The 17735-nt window shown below is 36.6% G+C and carries 16 protein-coding genes; 14 read left to right on the forward strand and 2 right to left on the reverse strand.

The genetic code is table 11. From position 1 onward, the window contains the following. Positions 1 to 35 precede the first annotated feature (35 nt). Positions 36 to 1217 carry an SAM-dependent methyltransferase gene (locus tag BN55_RS00765; protein ID WP_008469626.1) on the reverse strand — a complete coding sequence of 394 codons (1182 nt, stop codon included), beginning with the start codon at positions 1215 to 1217 and terminating at the stop codon, positions 36 to 38. 94 nt (positions 1218 to 1311) lie between these two features. Beyond that, the gene (locus BN55_RS00770; RefSeq protein ID WP_008469627.1) at positions 1312 to 1926 is read right to left on the reverse strand and encodes a lysophospholipid acyltransferase family protein; all 615 of its coding nucleotides are present in this window, start codon (positions 1924 to 1926) and stop codon (positions 1312 to 1314) included. A gap of 67 nt (positions 1927 to 1993) precedes the next feature. Between BN55_RS00770 and BN55_RS00775 the strand changes: the two genes are divergently transcribed. The 14 genes from BN55_RS00775 to BN55_RS00840 all read left to right on the forward strand — a co-directional run bounded on the left by BN55_RS00775 (position 1994) and on the right by BN55_RS00840 (position 17733). After that, positions 1994 to 3025 (forward strand): GIY-YIG nuclease family protein, encoded by a 1032-nt coding sequence (locus BN55_RS00775; RefSeq protein WP_008469629.1) that lies wholly within the window; start codon positions 1994 to 1996, stop codon positions 3023 to 3025. Between the two features lie 157 nt (positions 3026 to 3182). Next, positions 3183 to 3974 carry a 30S ribosomal protein S2 gene (gene rpsB, locus BN55_RS00780; RefSeq protein WP_008469630.1) on the forward strand — a complete coding sequence of 264 codons (792 nt, stop codon included), beginning with the start codon at positions 3183 to 3185 and terminating at the stop codon, positions 3972 to 3974. 37 nt (positions 3975 to 4011) lie between these two features. Next, the gene (gene tsf / locus BN55_RS00785; protein ID WP_008469632.1) at positions 4012 to 5037 is read left to right on the forward strand and encodes a translation elongation factor Ts; all 1026 of its coding nucleotides are present in this window, start codon (positions 4012 to 4014) and stop codon (positions 5035 to 5037) included. 111 nt (positions 5038 to 5148) lie between these two features. Next, entirely contained in the window at positions 5149 to 5874 is a 726-nt protein-coding gene (gene pyrH, locus BN55_RS00790) for a UMP kinase (protein WP_008469634.1), read from the forward strand. Further along, entirely contained in the window at positions 5874 to 6431 is a 558-nt protein-coding gene (frr, locus tag BN55_RS00795; RefSeq protein WP_008469635.1) for a ribosome recycling factor, read from the forward strand. The genes pyrH and frr overlap by 1 nt, the downstream gene beginning before the upstream one ends. A 13-nt stretch (positions 6432 to 6444) precedes the next feature. Then, complete coding sequence (locus BN55_RS00800; protein WP_008469636.1) at positions 6445 to 7164, forward strand: isoprenyl transferase; 720 nt, start codon at positions 6445 to 6447, stop codon at positions 7162 to 7164. A 31-nt stretch (positions 7165 to 7195) separates the two neighbouring features. Then, positions 7196 to 7993: a phosphatidate cytidylyltransferase gene (locus tag BN55_RS00805; RefSeq protein WP_008469637.1), complete on the forward strand. Its 798-nt coding sequence runs from the start codon at positions 7196 to 7198 to the stop codon at positions 7991 to 7993. Between the two features lie 10 nt (positions 7994 to 8003). Beyond that, positions 8004 to 9260 carry an RIP metalloprotease RseP gene (rseP, locus tag BN55_RS00810; protein WP_008469638.1) on the forward strand — a complete coding sequence of 419 codons (1257 nt, stop codon included), beginning with the start codon at positions 8004 to 8006 and terminating at the stop codon, positions 9258 to 9260. Between the two features lie 24 nt (positions 9261 to 9284). Then, positions 9285 to 10982, forward strand: a complete 1698-nt coding sequence (locus BN55_RS00815) for a proline--tRNA ligase (RefSeq protein WP_008469639.1) — start codon at positions 9285 to 9287, stop codon at positions 10980 to 10982. 6 nt (positions 10983 to 10988) lie between these two features. Then, entirely contained in the window at positions 10989 to 15293 is a 4305-nt protein-coding gene (locus tag BN55_RS00820; protein WP_008469640.1) for a PolC-type DNA polymerase III, read from the forward strand. Positions 15294 to 15400: 107 nt separating this feature from the next. After that, positions 15401 to 15877 carry a ribosome maturation factor RimP gene (gene rimP / locus BN55_RS00825; RefSeq protein WP_008469641.1) on the forward strand — a complete coding sequence of 159 codons (477 nt, stop codon included), beginning with the start codon at positions 15401 to 15403 and terminating at the stop codon, positions 15875 to 15877. A 19-nt stretch (positions 15878 to 15896) separates the two neighbouring features. Further along, a complete protein-coding gene (gene nusA / locus BN55_RS00830; protein WP_040469090.1) occupies positions 15897 to 17102 on the forward strand; it encodes a transcription termination factor NusA in 1206 nt (401 codons plus the stop codon). Between the two features lie 17 nt (positions 17103 to 17119). Then, complete coding sequence (gene rnpM / locus BN55_RS00835; protein ID WP_040469063.1) at positions 17120 to 17416, forward strand: RNase P modulator RnpM; 297 nt, start codon at positions 17120 to 17122, stop codon at positions 17414 to 17416. Between the two features lie 2 nt (positions 17417 to 17418). Further along, positions 17419 to 17733 carry a L7Ae/L30e/S12e/Gadd45 family ribosomal protein gene (locus BN55_RS00840; protein ID WP_008469645.1) on the forward strand — a complete coding sequence of 105 codons (315 nt, stop codon included), beginning with the start codon at positions 17419 to 17421 and terminating at the stop codon, positions 17731 to 17733. The last annotated feature ends 2 nt before the right edge of the window (positions 17734 to 17735 follow it).

The raw sequence follows: 17735 nt of genomic DNA on the forward strand, positions 1-17735 counted from the left end.
CTGAATCATTGGGTCTTTTTTGATCTTTAAATTTATTATTTGTCAGTCAACATGTATTGACGAGTCATTGGCAAGTTCTTGCCAGAAGGTCCTTTAGTCAATAAATATTGAATAACATCAATGTTTCCTGATTGGAAAGATGCAGCACATGCTTGTAAGTACATATCCCACATTCTAGTAAATCTTTCGCCCATTAAACCTTCAATTGTGGGGCGAGCACCATTGAAGTTCTTGTCCCAGATTTCCAAAGTTCTTTGGTAGTGGCGACGAAGCATTTCCACATCAGTAATTTGTAAGTTGGCTTCTTCAATGCGAGAAATAATTTCAACTAAGCCAGGAATATAGCCACCTGGGAAAATGTATTTGTTAATCCAAGCATTAGTGGCACCGCCTTGCTGACGGGTAATACCATGAATTAAGGCTACACCGTTAGGTACAAGGTATTTAGCAACATCTTTAAAGTATTCGCCCAGATTTTCGCTACCAACATGTTCAAACATCCCAACAGAAGTTACGTAATCAAATTGACGATCACCTAATTCACGGTAATCTTCAAGTAAGACTTCTGCTTGATCTTCTAAGCCCATGTCATTAATTTTTTTAGTTACTAATTCGTATTGTTCTTTACTTAAAGTAACGCCGGTGACTTTAAGGCCATATTCTTTTGCTGCAGTTAACATTAAAGTACCCCAGCCACAACCAATATCAAGCAATGTTTTGCCTCTTTCTGGATTTAATTTTTGTAAAATATGGTGAACTTTAGCAATTTGAGCTGCTTCTAGATCATCGGTATTGCCATTAGTAAAGTAGGCACAAGAATATGTCATAGTTGGATCTAGCCATAAACGATAAAAATCATTACCGATGTCATAGTGGCTTTGAACGTCTTCTTGACTTTGCTTTTCAGTGTGTTTTTGTTTAGGCAAGAACTTTCTGAATTTTGAAGCACGCATAAATGATTCAGAACTTTCGTAGGCTGATTCAATTAATTTTTGAATGCTGCCTTTAATTTCAAGATCCTTGTTCATATATGCTTCGCCGAGCGCTAGAGAAGCGTTATTGGTGATATCTTTGAAAGGAATCTTCTTGTTAAAAATAACCTCCACTTCTGGCGTTCCATTACCGTAAACTTCTGATTTGCCGTCCCAGTAAGTAACTTTTACCGGGATATTGAATGAATGGCTTAGCATCATTTTATATAAAGGTTTTTCTAACATTATATTTCTACTCCTTAAAAATAAGTTTGACACTTAATTTTAACACTTATAAATTGAAACGATAAAAAAAGGTTGTTCGACTTCCAACAATCTTTTATCTAGGGATGTATTTAAATGATGGATCTTGTTCTTTATCGATTTTGTTCCAAGCTTTTTCTAATTCGGCATATAGTTGGCCGACGGTGTCTTTATCAACTTTAGTTTTTCTTGGAATAGTGATTGGCTCGCCAAAGCAGACATTAAGCGGTTTTCTTTTTAGTAACCCTTTAAAAGTTAAAGGACCTTGATAGACAACCGGAACTAATGGTTTATTTGCCATTTTGGCAATTACGAAAGCACCGCTTTTTAATTCATCAGAATGTCTCGTTCCTGATGGAAAGATGATCAAAGATAAGTCAGTCTTTCTCAAACCTTTAACTGGAATCTTTATTGCAGAAGGTCCGGGATTATCGCGATCTACCGAGAAAGCGTGGGCGTGTTTTAAAATAAAACGCAAAATTGGATTTTTAAAAAGTTCTTTTTTTGCCATAAACATAAATTCCATGGGACTTGCAGCTAGGGCAAATAAAATTGGCTCCCACCAAGTTCGGTGTGGTGCAACCAAAACATAATTGCCTTTCGGCAAACGGTCTTTATGGTGAACATGTAAGTGCCCATTTAATACCCAAACAATAAAGCGAGCAATAGGGCGTATTATTTTATAAAACATAATATTCCTCCAACATTAATGTACAATATTATACAGCACTAAAAATATAAAAGGGAGCTGTTTTTAAATGGCAGTCTTAAAACCAAACGAGAGAATTGACTATATCTATAGCGATGATCGACAGATAATTCAAGCAAAAGATTCTTTTAGCGTAACGTTAGATAGTATTTTTTTAGCTTATTTTGCCAAAAATAAAACCCATGATAATTATAAGATAGTAGATTTGTGCAGTGGAAATGGCGCAGTGAGTTTATACATGTCTTATTTTAACCGTGCTCATTATGATTGCGTTGAAATTCAAAAAGAAATTGCCGATCAAGCAAATCGCAGCGTAGAATTAAATCATTTAGAAAATCGAATTAGCGTTCATAATTTTAATGCTCTGCAGGCTCCTAAAAAATTAGGTAAAGATAAATACGATATGATAGTTGTCAATCCGCCGTATTTCAAAGTGCCAAAAGGTCACGTAATAAATCCTGATGAAAAAAAAGCCATTGCGCGCCATGAAATTGCGATAAATTTAGAGCAAATTATTCAAGTTTCTAGCCAAATGCTTAAGATGAAGGGAAAAATGTTTATGATTCATCGTCCAGAAAGATTAAGCGAGATTATTCATTATTGTCTAAATAATGATCTAAGCCCTAAGTATATCCAACCTTTTGTAGCTAAAAAAGGTCAAGATGCAAATTTGGTTTTAGTAGAAGCTATTAAAAATACTGGCAGCGATGGCTTAGTTTTAGCAAAAGATATTGAAGTGCATAATGAAGATGGCAGTTTTAAAAAAAACATCCAGGAAATAATCAAGGAAACTCCCGAAAATCGTGAAAAACATTTAGCGCAAGATAAATATTATTTTTACTGCTTAAAATGCGCTGATGGTAGTTTCTATGGTGGGTTTACTAATGATCTAAAGCATCGATTAGCTATGCATAATGCTGGCAAAGGTGCTAAATATACTAAAACCCGTCGACCAGTAAAAATGATTTATTATGAAGAATTTGATGATAAAAGATTGGCTTTAAAAAGAGAGTATTGGTTTAAACATCACAGTCGTGCTTGGAAAGAAAAGTTTTTGAAAGAGCATAACGTTAAATTTTAATTGCATTTGAAAACAAAGCTTGCTACAATATCAAAGTGTGCGTTTATAAGTGCACAACATTAAAATCACATCAAGAGCGATTAAAGTTTCGGTGCCTATACGGTCTAACTTTAATTTGACCTCTTGAGAGGAATTAACCATTAGGAGGAATTTATTTATGTCAGTTGTTACTATGAAGCAATTGCTTGAAGCAGGTGTCCACTTCGGTCACCAAACTAGAAGATGGGATCCAAAGATGGCTCCTTACATCTTTACTCAAAGAAACGGAATCTACATCATCGATTTACAAAAGACTATCAAGATGTTAGACGACGCTTACAACTACACTAAGGCAGTTGCTGCTGACGGTGGCGTATTCTTGTTTGTTGGTACTAAGAAGCAAGCTCAAGACGCTATTAAAGAAGAAGCTACACGTGCAGGTCAATACTACGTTAACGAACGTTGGTTAGGTGGTACTCTTACTAACTGGAGCACTATCCAAAGCCGTGTACAAAGATTAAAGCAATTAAAGCAAATGTCAGAAGATGGCACTTTCGATGTATTACCAAAGAAGGAAGTTGCAGTCTTAACTAAGGAAATGGACAAGCTTGAAAGATTCTTAGGCGGTATCGAAGATATGCCAAGAATTCCAGATGTTATGTTCGTTGTTGATCCTAAGAAAGAAAAGATCGCTGTTCACGAAGCTAACATTTTAGGTATTCCAGTTGTTGCTATGGTTGATACTAACACTGATCCAGATCCTATCGATGTTATCATCCCTTCAAACGATGACGCTATTCGTGCAATCCGCTTAATCGCAGGTGCTATGGCTGATGCTATTATCGAAGGTAAGCAAGGTCAAGACGATGAAAAGTCAGTTGAAAAAGAATTAGCTGACAAGGCTGCTGAAAGTGAAGATGGCGAAAAGTCAATCGAAGAAGTAGCTGAAGAATCAGAAGACCAAGACTAATTCATTTTCACTGTTAGTTCTGTAGGAGGACATATTAATGGCACAAATTACTGCTAAATTAGTTAAGGAATTGCGTGAACGTACTGGTGCTGGCGTTATGGACGCTAAAAAGGCATTGGTAGAAGTTGACGGAGACATGGACAAGGCAGTTCAATACCTTCGCGATAAAGGTATGGCTAAGGCTGCTAAGAAGGCTGACCGTGTTGCAGCTGAAGGTTTAACTGGAGTTTACGTTAACGGTAATGTTGCAGCTATCACTGAAGTTAACTCAGAAACTGACTTTGTTTCTCAAAACGATAAATTCGTTAAGTTAGTAAATGACGCAACTAAGACCATTGCTGAAGGTAAACCAGCTGATATGGAAGCAGCTAAGGAATTAAAGATGGACGATGGTTCTACTTTAGATCAAGCTTTCGTTGATGCAACTGCTACTATCGGTGAAAAGATCGTTTTACGTCGTTTCGCTTTAGAAGAAAAGACTGATGACCAAGAATTTGGTGCTTACCAACATAACGGCGGACAAATCGGTGTTATCACTGTTTTGGAAGGCGCAGATGCAGCTACTGCTAAGCATTTAGCAATGCACATTGCAGCTATGGCACCTAAGGTTATTTCACCTGACGAATTAGATGATGAATTCATTACTGAACAATTAGCTGTTATGAACCACAAGATCGATCAAGATAACGAAAGTCGTGCTTTGGTTAACAAGAAGCCGTTGCCACACCTTGTTTATGGTTCAGAAAAGCAATTAACTGATGAGGTTTTAGCTAAAGCTAAAGAAGACATCAAGGCTGAACTTAAAGAAGAAGGCAAACCTGAAAAGATTTGGGACAAGATTATCCCAGGTAAAATGCAAAGATTTATTGACGATAACACTCAAGTTGATAAGCAATTTGCAGTTTTATCACAAAACTACATTATGGATGACAGCAAGACTGTTGGCCAATTCTTAAAGGAAAATGGTGCTAAATTAGTTGCCTTCCAACGTTACGAAGTCGGCGAAGGAATCGAAAAGAAGGAAGAAGACTTTGCTGCTGAAGTACGTGAACAAATGAAGTAATCTTTTTTAAGATTTTTAAAAAGAGTAGTATTTTTGATACTACTCTTTTTCTTTTTCCCTTATTTATCACTCTTTATGGTAAAATGGAAAAAGCTATAGAGGAGGTCAATTATGAGTCAAGTAAAGTACAAACGTGTAATTCTAAAAGTATCCGGAGAAGCACTTGCCGGCTCACAAGGAACTGGTATTAATCCTGAAGTTATTAGCCATTTAGCAGCAGAAATTAAGTCTGTTCACGACATGGGCGTTGAAATCGGTATTGTCTGCGGTGGCGGTAACATGTGGCGCGGCGAAACTGGTGCTAAGATGGGTATGGAAAGAGCTCAAGCAGATTATATGGGAATGCTTGCAACTATTATGAATGGTTTAGCTTTGCAAGATGGTTTGGAAAACTTAGGTGTTCCTACTAGAGTTCAAACTTCTATTGAAATGAGACAAATTGCTGAACCTTATATTCGTCGTAAAGCTATGCGTCACCTTGAGAAAGGCAGAGTAGTTATCTTTGGTGGTGGAACTGGTAACCCATACTTTTCTACTGATACTACTGCGGCTTTAAGAGCAGCAGAAATTGGTGCTGACGTAATTTTAATGGCTAAAAATGGTGTTGACGGAGTATATTCAGCTGACCCTAAGGTTGATCCCGATGCAACTAAGTTCTCCGAATTAACCCAATTAGATTTAATTTCTAAGAACCTTAAGGTTATGGATAGAACTGCAAGTTCATTGTCAATGGATAATGACATCCCATTAGTTGTCTTTAACGTAAATAAACCTGGCAATATTAAGAAGGTTATTCAAGGTGAAAATATTGGTACAGTAATCAAAGGTGGTAAATAATGGCTAACGAAGTTATTGATAAAGCAAAAAGTAACATGGATAAATCAATTGCGGTTTATCAAAAAGACTTAGGTGGTATTCGAGCTGGTGTAGCAAATGCTAGCTTATTAGATGGTATTAAAGTTGAATATTATGGAGCACCAACCCCTTTAAATCAAATGGCAAGTGTATCTATTCCAGAAGCAAGAGTATTAATGATTACTCCTTATGACAAATCAAGTTTAGATGATATTGAACATGCAATTTTGGCATCCGATTTAGGTATTACTCCAGCAAATGATGGTACAGTAATTAGAATTGTGATTCCCCAATTGACTGGTGAACGTCGCCAAGAAATTGCTAAGCAAGTAGGTAAATTGGCAGAACAAGCTAAAATTGCCATCAGAAATGTGCGCCGCGAAGCTATGGATACTTTAAAACGCCAAGAAAAAAATGGTGATATTACTGAAGATGAACAAAGAAGCTTAGAAAAGCAAGTTCAAAAAGTAACTGATGAGTCTACTAAGAAAGTAGATCAATTAGCTGATGAAAAGAGCAAAGAAATTACTCAAGGCTAGGTAAAAAGTAGAAATGGGTAATGATAATAAACCTTTAAATCATCTGGCAATTATTATGGATGGTAATGGCCGTTGGGCCAAAAAACGCCATTTACCACGCTTTATGGGTCATAGACAGGGCATGGACAATATTAGAAAGATTGCTTTAGAAGCTAACAGATTAGGCATCAAGGTTTTAACTTTGTATGCCTTTTCAACTGAAAATTGGGCTCGTCCTAGCGAGGAGGTCAATTACTTAATGCGATTACCAATCGATTTTTTTGATAAATTTATGCCAGAACTTCAGGAAAATAATGTCAAAGTCAATATTATGGGCTTTAGCGATGAACTTCCTGAAAAAACTTATGAAGTTACTCAAAGGGCAATCGCTGACACTGCATCCAATACAGGAATGATTTTGAATTTTGCTTTTAATTATGGCTCGCGAGCTGAAGTAGTTTATGCAGTTAAGAAGATTGCTAAACGTGTTCAAAATGGAGAACTCAATCCAAATCAGATCGATGAAGAAATGCTTTCAGATAATTTATTAACTGAATGTTTGAAGCCTTATGACGATCCTGATTTATTGATTAGAACTTCGGGAGAGGAACGTTTATCTAATTTCTTGCTGTGGCAATTAGCTTATAGCGAATTTGAGTTTACGGATAAGTTATGGCCTGATTTTAATGCAGATGATTTAAGGCAAATGGTAGCAGATTATCAGAAGCGAGAAAGACGCTTTGGTAAAGTTTAATATTAATATTTAGAAGTAATTAGATGATTTTATGAAACAACGTGTAATCACTGCTGTAATTGCATTAATACTTTTTATTCCGATCGTCTTAGCTGGCGGTATCTGGATTGATCTTTTAACATGTCTTTTTACAGCGATAGCTATTAGTGAAATTTTTATAATGAAGAAACAAATTATTGTTTCTTGGGACTTTATATTGACGCTACTTGCAGGTTTGACAATGACTGTCCCCAATGAATTCTTTAATTTCTTACCAAAGTTTTTAAATAGATACGACATTTTCTATATTTTCGTAATGCTTTTACTAGTTAGAACTGTACTATCTAAAAACAGAGTCACCTTTGATGATGCGGGCGTTTATACGATAGCTGCACTTTATATTGGAACTGGTTTTCACTATATGTCAGCTATTAGAAATGTTAATGATGGTCATGGCTTAGCTATTTTGTGCTATGTATTTGTAGTTGTTTGGGCTACTGATATTGGAGCTTACATGATTGGTAGAAAGATCGGTAAACATAAATTATGGCCAGTAATCAGTCCTAATAAAACTTGGGAAGGTTCAATTGGAGCAGTAATTTGTGCTTTAATCTTTTCTGCAATCTATGTTTATTTAGTGCCAACTGGCAGAAACCAGGGTTTGATGATTTTACTTGCATTCTTCTTGTCAATTGTTGGACAAATGGGAGACTTAGTAGAATCTGCTTATAAACGCTTTTATGGAGTTAAAGATTCGGGTAAGATTTTACCAGGACATGGTGGGATTTTAGACCGTTTCGATAGCATGCTATTGGTACTTCCAGTTGTAGCATTTATGGGAATTTTATAGGAGCTGCTTGATGAAAGGAATCTTAATCTTTCTTGTTGTCTTCGGAATTTTAGTCTTTGTGCATGAATTCGGACACTTCATTGTAGCCAAAAAATGCGGCATTCTTGTTAGAGAGTTTTCAATTGGTATGGGACCTAAGCTTTTTCAAACTATGAAAAAGCAGACAACTTATACTATTCGCTGGTTGCCTTTAGGTGGCTATGTTAGATTAGCAGGTCCGGATGATGCAGCTATTATCGAGCCAGGAACCACTGTCGTTGTTCAATTGGATGATGACGGTAAAGTTAAACGCATTGATGCGTCTGGTTCGCAAATGCCGATTGAAGGTATTCCTGTGCAAGTAAGTAAAAGCGATCTGGTTGATGATTTAACAATTAGTGGTTTTCAAAATGGTGAAGAAGATAAACCGGTTACTTACCAGGTTGAACATGATGCAACTATTATTGAAAAGAACGGTACCGAACTCTTAATTGCTCCTCGCGATACCCAATTTCAAGAAGCAAGCGTTGGTAAAAAACTAGCAACTAATTTTGCTGGACCATTTATGAACATTGTTTTGGGATTTGTAGTGTTTCTTATTTGGTCGCTAGTCAGTGTTGGTCCAGCAACTACAACAGTAGGGCAGACAATTCATAATGATCCAGCTCAAGTAGCTGGCATCAAAAGTGGCGACAAAATAGTTGCAATTGATAATCATAAAATTAATAGTTTTGATCAAATAGCCACTGACTTAGCTGCATCAAAAGGTAAGAAAGTCAAAGTTACTGTTGAAAGAGATAATAAGACTAAAAATTTTTCAATAAAACCTAAAACTAGCAAAATTAATGGTCAAAAAGTCTACCAGTTGGGTTTTTATGGTAAGCCGGATAATTCAGTTGGTAAAAAATTAATTCGTGGCTGGGATACTAGTGTACAAACAACAGGAATGATCTTTACAGCTGTTGGCAATTTGTTTAGACATTTTAGTTTAAATAAATTATCTGGACCTGTCGGAATTTATTCACAAACTGTACAAGTATCAAATATGGGATTTACGTATTTATTGGCCTTTTTAGCTATGATTTCGATCAACTTGGGAATTGTCAACTTGATTCCAATTCCTGGTCTTGATGGCGGAAAGCTTTTATTAAACATTATTCAATTAATCATTGGTAGACCTATTCCAGAAGACAAAGAAGCAATAGTGGATGTTGCCGGCTTTGTTTTACTGCTTTTGTTAATTATTGCAGTTACTGGAAATGATATTTATAGATATTTTATTAAATAGTTAATATTTAATTTTGGAGGAAAAATGCGACAATCAAAATTTTTTATGCCAACTTTGAAAGAAGCTCCTGCTGATGCAGTAGCTGAAAGTCATAAGTTGATGATTCGTGGGGGATATATTCGTCAGGTTACTGCCGGAGTTTATGCGTACTTGCCTTTAGGATACCGAGTATTGCGCAAGGCAGAAGGAATCATTGAGCAAGAAATGGACAGAATTAATGTTCCAGAAATGATTATGCCACACTTATTACCAGCAACTTTATGGCAAGAATCTGGCCGTTACAAGAAATACGGTGCAGAAATGTTCAAGTTAAATGACCGCCATGGTCGTGAAAGTTTACTTGGACCAACACATGAAGAAACTTTTACCGAGATTGTTGCTAAGAACTTAAAGAGTTACAAGCAAATGCCACTTGCTTTATACCAAATTCAAACTAAGTTTCGTGATGAAAATCGTCCTCGTTTCGGTTTATTGCGCGGCCGTGAATTTGTGATGCTTGATGGATATAGTTTTGCCGCCAATCGTGAACAGTTGGATGAACAATTTGATGATCAAAAATCTGCATACTTTAAGATCTTCAAACGCGCTGGCGTAACTGTTCACCCAGTTATTGCTGACTCTGGCACAATGGGGGGTAAAAACTCAACTGAATTCCAAGCACCAGCTGCAATTGGTGAAGATACTATTGCAACTAACGAAAAGGGTACTTATGCTGCTAACTTGGAAATGGCTAAGAGTATTGATAACTTTAAGCAAGAACCAGAAGAGCCGAAAGAATTAAATAAAGTGGCTACTCCAGATTGCGATACAATCGAGAAGTTAGCTAAGTTCTTAGATGTTCCTGCAACCAGAATTGTAAAGAGTATTTTGTATATTGCTGACGATCAAAAAGTTTTAGTTTTGATTCGTGGTGATAAGCAAATTAACGAAGTAAAATTAGGTCATATTTTAGACGCTGATGAAGTTCGTGAAGCCGATGCAGAAGATTTAGAAGCAATTACCGGTAGTGCTAAAGGTGGCGTAGGTCCAATTAATGCTAACTGGGCAGATAAGATCATTGCTGATGAAACTGTAAAGAATCTTTACAACGTGGTTGTTGGTGCTAATAAAACTGACTACCAATATAAAAATGCAAACTTGGATCGTGACTTCAAAGTTGACGAATTTGCTGACATTCGTGTGGCAAATGAAGGCGAACCAGATCCAGTTGATCATTTACCTCTTAAATTTACAACCTCTATCGAAGTAGGTCACATCTTCAAGCTTGGTACTTACTACACTAAGACAATGGGTGCTGATTTCTTAGATCAAAATGGTAAAGCACAACCAGTTATCATGGGTTCATACGGTATCGGTGTAACTAGAATGTTATCAGCAGCTGTAGAACAACACTTAACTGAACGTGGAGTTGCTTGGCCAAAAGAAATTGCACCATTTACAATTCATTTAATTCAAATGAAGATGAAAGACGATGTACAAACTGAATTGGCTGAAAAACTTGAAAAAGAACTTTCTGCTAAGTATGATGTTTTGTATGACGATAGAAATGAACGTCCAGGTGTTAAATTCAATGATGCTGACTTAGTAGGTGCACCTATTAGAATTACTATTGGACGCGATGCCAAAGATAATATTGTAGAAGTTAAGCAACCAACTGATGAAAAGGCAGCAAAGCTTTCTGTTGACGAGTTGGAAGCTTATATTAGTGAAAAGTTAGGATAATTTTTCGTGACTAAGAAGAACGATCTTTTCTTACAATTATTGAAACAAGTTAAATTTCCCGATAATTTTGCAGATAATGAGCTGTTGCAAAAAGGCGAGATTGAAAACGTGGACGTGTATGCTCGTGAGCGTAGATGGAAAATCCACGTTTTTTTTAACACGCCTTTAGATTTTGATACTTACCATGCATTGGCCAAAGCTATTGAACAAGACTTCAATCCATTTGTTGATGTGGAATTAGAAGTTAAAACAGCTGATGGAGATGCCAAACACTTACCTGATTATTGGAAATATGTAGTTCAAAACTCCAAGAAATTACAGCCTGTTGTAAGAGAGTTTTTACAAAATCAAACGCCGTATTTTGAAAAAGATAAGTGGTTAATTCCTGCTCAAAATAAAGTAGTCAACGGATTAATTAATGAGCAAGTTTTAGCTGATTTGAACGAAGAGTTCAGAAAATATGGATTTTTCAACATCAAATTCACTACTAAGCTCGATGAAAGTCGAATTGATGAAAATTTTAAAAGCTTAGAGCAGCAGCAAGCTGAACATGAATCAGCAATGCAGGCCTTTTATGAGCAGAACCCTCCAGAACCTAAACCGAAGAAGAGTAACAATTCTCGCACTAGTAAATTTGGCAAAGGCAAAATTAATGAAAAAGCACAATTTGTGCAAATCAAAGATATTGAAGATGGAACTAGCAATGTAGTTTTAGAAGGAAATATCTTTTCTACTGAGTTAAAAGAATTAAAATCAGGAAAAGCAATTTGGACTGGAGAAATTACAGATTATACTGATTCAATTAGCTTTAAAAAGTTTGTTTCAGACAAAGATGAAATTGATTATTTAAGTTCAATTAAGCCAGGTGTTTGGGCTCGTATGCAAGGCTACGCTGCTGATGACCAATGGCAACATGATGTAGTCTTTAATATTCGTAACATGGAATTAGTTGAACATAAAGGCCGGCAAGAAAAGTATGAAGGAGAACAAAAGCGCGTTGAGCTGCACCTTCATACTAATATGTCGCAAGTGGACGCAATTGATCCTCCAACTAATTTTATTAAAACAGCCAAGAAATTTGGGCAAAAGGCTATTGCAATTACTGACCATGGCGATGTGCAATCTTTCCCAGAAGCCTATCATACTGGGAAAGCTGAAGATATGAAGATTCTGTATGGTTATGAAGCTAATACAATTGACGATCATGCATTGCTTGTCTTAAACCCAGCTGAAATGGATTATCGCGATCGTGAGTACGTTATTTTCGACGTTGAAACAACAGGTTTATCTTCTGTTTATGATACTATCATTGAAATTGGTGCCGTTAAGATGAAGAATGGCGAAGTTTTAGAGCGCTTTGACAAGTTTATCAATCCCCACCATCCATTGAGCGATACGACAATTAACTTAACATCAATTACTGATGAAATGGTTAGTGCAGCTGACGATGAAGATGTTGTCATTAAGCAATTTAAAGATTTTTATGGCAATCGACCACTATGTGGACACAACGTTCAATTTGATGTGGGCTTTGTTAATGCAGCATTAAGACGAGCTGGATTAGATGAGATTACCCAGCCAGTTGTCGATACGCTAGAAGTATCACGCTTGCTTCACCCAGAACAGACGCGTCATACTTTAGATTCATTAGCCAAAAAATATAACGTTGTTTTAGAGCACCACCATAGAGCTAATCAAGATGCCGAAGCAACTGGTTATTTGATGTTTAAGCTACTTGATGCTTTTTATGATCGTTTCCATGAAGCCGATCTTGGTAAAATGAACGATTATGCTAAATACGGTCAAGTATATAAGAGAGCTCGTCCGCACCATATGACAGTTTTAGCCTTGAACCAAGAAGGCTTAAAGAACATGTATAAGTTGATCTCGGTTGCTTCAACGAAATACTTTTACCGTGTCCCAAGAACGCCAATGTCAGAACTAAGAAAGTATCATAAAGGCTTAATTTATGGTTCGGGCTGTTGGCAAGGCGAAGTCTTTATTGCCATGATGCAAAAAGGCTATGATGACGCTCGTGAAAAAGCCAAGTTTTATGACTTTTTAGAAGTCCAACCACCAGCTAATTATCAGACATTGATTGATGACCATTTAATTAGTGACGAAGATGAACTTCATGAAATTATTTCTAATATCTATAAATTAGGTAAAGAATTAAATAAACCAGTAGTTGCAACTGGCGACAGTCACTATGTTGAACCTCATGAAGCTATTTATCGAAAGATTTTATTAGCGGCGCAAAAGGGTAATCCTGATAGAAATAAATCTTTGCCAGATTTACACTTTTATTCAACGCAAGAAATGCTGGATGCCTTTGACTTTTTAGGCAAAGATGTGGCAAAAGAAATAGTTATCGAAAACACTAATAAAATAGCTGATCAAATTGAAGATATTGCACCAATTAAGAGTGGTTTATATCCACCGCATATCGCCGATGCCGATCAAGAAATGAAGGACTTAACTTACAATAAGGCATATGAGTTATACGGTAAGCCTTTACCAAAACTAGTTAAGGATCGAATCGATATGGAATTAAATTCCATTATTTCTAATGGTTATGCCGTAATTTACTTAATTTCTCAACGTCTGGTAGCTAAGTCTAATAAAGATGGCTATTTGGTAGGTTCTCGTGGTTCTGTGGGTTCTAGTTTAGTAGCTACAATGTCTGGTATTACGGAAGTTAATCCGTTAGCTCCACATTATCGCTGTCCAAAATGTAAGTATTCTCACTTTTATGAAAATGGAGAATACGGGTCTGGTTTTGACTTGCCTGATAAGGATTGTCCAAAATGTGGTACGCCATTAGTTAAGGATGGGCAAGATATTCCGTTTGCTACTTTCTTGGGATTTCATGGAGATAAAGTTCCTGATATCGATTTGAACTTCTCAGGAGATTACCAACCAGTTGCTCACAATTATATTCGAGTAATGTTTGGACCAGATAATTCTTATCGTGCGGGAACAATTGCCACAGTTGCTGATAAGACTGCATTTGGCTATGTTAAGCACTATGAAGACGAACATGAATTGCATTTAAGAAATGCGGAACTTGATCGTTTGGCAGCTGGTGCCAGTGGGGTAAAAAGAACTACAGGTCAACACCCGGCCGGTATTGTTGTGGTTCCAGACGATATGGATATTTATGATTTTACGCCGGTGCAATATCCAGCAGATGATCTAAATGCTGCTTGGCTGACAACGCACTTTGACTTCCATTCAATTCATGATAATATTTTGAAGTTTGATATCTTAGGACATGATGATCCAACGATGATTAGAATGCTGCAAGATTTGTCAGGAATTGATCCTTTGACTATTCCACCTGATGATCCAGGAGTCATGTCGCTATTTGCGAGTCCTGATATTTTGGGCGTTACTCCTGAGCAAATACAATCGCAAACTGGAACACTTGGCGTGCCTGAATTTGGTACGCGTTTTGTTCGCGGAATGCTTGAAGAAACAAAGCCAAATACTTTTTCTGAATTATTGCAGATTTCTGGCCTTTCTCACGGAACCGATGTATGGCTAGGTAATGCTGAAGATTTAATTAAAAACGGCACTTGCAAGATTAAAGACGTAATTGGTTGTCGTGACAACATCATGATGGACTTGATTCACTGGGGAGTTAAACCAGAAGTTGCCTTTTCAACAATGGAATCAGTGCGTCATGGACGCGGAATAAGCGATGATGATATGGCAGTTTTAAAGAAAAATGATAATATTCCAGATTGGTATATTCCTTCATGTTTGAAGATCAAGTACATGTTTCCTAAGGCTCACGCCACAGCTTATATCTTGATGGCCTTACGAATTGCTTGGTTTAAAGTGTACTACCCAGTTATTTACTACACGGCTTACTTTTCAGTTCGTGCTGACTTATTTGACTTAGTTGCAATGAGTCACGGTAAAAATACTGTTAAGGCAGCAATGAAGGAAATTCAAGACAAAGGAATGGATGTCAGCGCTAAAGATAAGTCGCTTCTGACAGTTTTGGAAATTGCCAATGAATGTTTGGAACGCGGCATTAAGATTAAGATGGTAGATGTTAATGAATCTGAGGCTACTGACTTTAAGATTTTAGATGAGCACACCATTTTAGCTCCATTTAATGCTGTACCAGGTTTAGGTGACAATGCTGCTAAGCAAATTGTTGCCGCAAGAGCTGAGCAGGAATTCTTATCCAAAGAAGATTTGTCAAAACGTGGTAAAGTTTCGCAAACAATCATGGACTATTTTGAAAACAATGGTGTATTGGAAGGGATGCCTGATCAAAATCAATTGTCGCTATTTTAGCGTCATATTTTACAAAACTAAAGAAATATGCTATTCTAAACACGAAGTTCGAATAGCAAATTCGAGTGAGCAGTAATGCTCACTCTTTTTATTACGGAGGAAGAAGTTTGTCAAAAGTTACTGAAATGGTTACTAAATTGGTCGAACCTTTAGCACAAGCTCGAGGCGACGAAGTCGTTGATGTAGAATATGTTAAAGAAAAGACTCAATATTACTTGCGTATTTACGTAGATCGTCGACCAGGTGGTATTGATATTGAAGAGATTGCTGAATTAAGTGACATCGTTTCTGAAAAACTAGATGAATTGGACCCAGATCCATTTCCAGATCCTTATGTTCTTGAGTTGTCTTCTCCTGGTTTGGAAAGACCAATTAAGAAAGATAAAGACTGGCAAAATGCGCTTGACTCTTACATTCATGTTGGACTTTATAAAAATCTTGACGGCAGTAAAATCTATGAAGGTTTTTTAAGACAGCTTGATGAAGATGAAATAACTTTAGAAATTAAGGTTAAGACACGCACGAAAGAAATTAAAATTCCTCGTAATGTGATTGCTAATGCTCGATTTGCAATTGAGTTTTAGAAAGGATGATCAAAAACTTATGACTAAAGAAATGGTAGAAGCCTTTGCTACTTTAGAAAAAGAAAAAGGTATTAAACAAGATGTCATTGTAGATGCAATAAAGGCAGCTTTGGTTGCAGCATATAAGAAGAACTATAATCAAGCACAAAACGTTGAAGTTGTTTTTGATGAAAAGAAGGGTAACTTTAAAGTTAATGCGGTTAAGACTGTGGTTGATGAAGTTCAAGATAGTCGTTTGGAAGTAAGCTTGAAAGATGCTCTTGAAATCAATCGTGCTTACGAAGTAGGCGATGAAATCAAATTTGAGGTAACACCAAAGAACTTTGGTCGTCTTGCAGCTCAAACAGCAAAACAAGTCATTATGCAAAGACTTCGTGAAGCTGAAAGAAATCACATTATTGATGAATATTCACAATACCAAGATGAGATTGTGACTGGTACAGTTGAAAGACAAGACAATCGTTTTGTTTATGTGACTATTGGTAATGTTGAAGCAGTGATGCCACATAATGATCAATTACCTGGCGAAACTTACAATCCGCAAGATAAGATCCGTGTTTTGGTAACTCGTGTAGGTTCTGATGCCAAAGGAGCTCAAATCACTGTATCACGTACTGCACCAGGACTTGTAAAGCGTCTTTTTGAGCAAGAAGTTCCTGAAGTTTATGATGGAACTGTTGAAATTGTTTCAATTGCGCGTGAAGCAGGCGATCGCACCAAGATTGCTGTTAAGAGCAATGATCCTAACATTGATCCAGTGGGAACTTTAGTTGGACCAAAGGGTTCCAGAGTTCAAAATATCGTTAACGAATTAGGTGGCGAAAACATCGATATTGTTAAATATGAAGATGATCCATCTGATTACATTGCAAATGCTTTGAATCCAGCAGAAGTTATAGCAGTTCAATTTGGTGATGAAGAAGACGATAGCAAAGATGCTTTAGTTATCGTTCCTGATTACCAATTGTCATTAGCTATTGGTAAAAAGGGTCAAAATGTTCGTTTAGCAGCACGTTTAACTGGCTATAAGATCGATATTAAACCTGAATCACAAGTTGAGTTTGTTGACGAAGGCGATGAAGACGATTCTACTGAAGAAACTGCTCAAGATGCAGATGGTTCTTCAAGTAACGATAGCAGCGAAGTTGAGAATACTGAAGATTTTCCAAACGGAGAAACAGTTGATTCTCAATTAGACGATGATGCTGATAAGGATGAAGAATAGGAATTAGGTGATTTTCTTTGAAAAAAAGAAAAATTCCAATGCGTAAAGATCTTTTAACCAACACAATGGTACCTAAAAAAGAATTAGTGCGGATTGTGATTGATAAAGATAAAAATGTCAGCGTTGATCCTACTGGTAAAAAGTCAGGGCGCGGAGCATATGTTTCTTTAATTCCAGAAAAGATTGCAGAAGCACAAAAAAACCGTGTTTTAGAAAAAAGTCTCGGTGCAAAAATTTCCGAAGATTTTTACAAGGATCTTTACGACTATGTCGATCACCAAAAAGCAAGAAAAGAATTGTTTGGTGATAAATAGTTTTGAATAATAAATTAAAGATTTTAAATTTTTTAGGTTTGATTCAAAGAGCAGGCAAACTTGTTAGCGGCTATGATGCGGTTAGTCTAGCTATTAAAGCTCATCAAGCTAAAGTTGTCATTTTAGCTAAAGATGCAAGTGACAATACAGCTGATAAAATTCTTTCTTTAACCAAGCACGATCAGGCAATTAAGTTAGTGAGAGAATTGACAAGTTCTGAATTAAGCCACGCTCTAGGAAAAAAGCGTAAATTAGTAGCCGTAACTGATTTAGGTTTTAGTAAGGCGTTAATTAGAAAAATAGATGAAGGAGAGTGATT

Source organism: Lactobacillus hominis DSM 23910 = CRBIP 24.179 (assembly GCF_000296835.1).
GTDB lineage: Bacteria > Bacillota > Bacilli > Lactobacillales > Lactobacillaceae > Lactobacillus > Lactobacillus hominis.

What these genes read in the sequence shown, in the direction of transcription:
- BN55_RS00765 (WP_008469626.1), bottom strand. Translation starts at nt 1,217, where the DNA reads ATGTTAGAAAAACCTTTATATAAAATGATGCTAAGCCATTCATTCAAT.
- BN55_RS00770 (WP_008469627.1), bottom strand. Translation starts at nt 1,926, where the DNA reads ATGTTTTATAAAATAATACGCCCTATTGCTCGCTTTATTGTTTGGGTA.
- BN55_RS00775 (WP_008469629.1), top strand. Translation starts at nt 1,994, where the DNA reads ATGGCAGTCTTAAAACCAAACGAGAGAATTGACTATATCTATAGCGAT.
- rpsB (WP_008469630.1), top strand. Translation starts at nt 3,183, where the DNA reads ATGTCAGTTGTTACTATGAAGCAATTGCTTGAAGCAGGTGTCCACTTC.
- tsf (WP_008469632.1), top strand. Translation starts at nt 4,012, where the DNA reads ATGGCACAAATTACTGCTAAATTAGTTAAGGAATTGCGTGAACGTACT.
- pyrH (WP_008469634.1), top strand. Translation starts at nt 5,149, where the DNA reads ATGAGTCAAGTAAAGTACAAACGTGTAATTCTAAAAGTATCCGGAGAA.
- frr (WP_008469635.1), top strand. Translation starts at nt 5,874, where the DNA reads ATGGCTAACGAAGTTATTGATAAAGCAAAAAGTAACATGGATAAATCA.
- BN55_RS00800 (WP_008469636.1), top strand. Translation starts at nt 6,445, where the DNA reads ATGGGTAATGATAATAAACCTTTAAATCATCTGGCAATTATTATGGAT.
- BN55_RS00805 (WP_008469637.1), top strand. Translation starts at nt 7,196, where the DNA reads ATGAAACAACGTGTAATCACTGCTGTAATTGCATTAATACTTTTTATT.
- rseP (WP_008469638.1), top strand. Translation starts at nt 8,004, where the DNA reads ATGAAAGGAATCTTAATCTTTCTTGTTGTCTTCGGAATTTTAGTCTTT.
- BN55_RS00815 (WP_008469639.1), top strand. Translation starts at nt 9,285, where the DNA reads ATGCGACAATCAAAATTTTTTATGCCAACTTTGAAAGAAGCTCCTGCT.
- nusA (WP_040469090.1), top strand. Translation starts at nt 15,897, where the DNA reads ATGACTAAAGAAATGGTAGAAGCCTTTGCTACTTTAGAAAAAGAAAAA.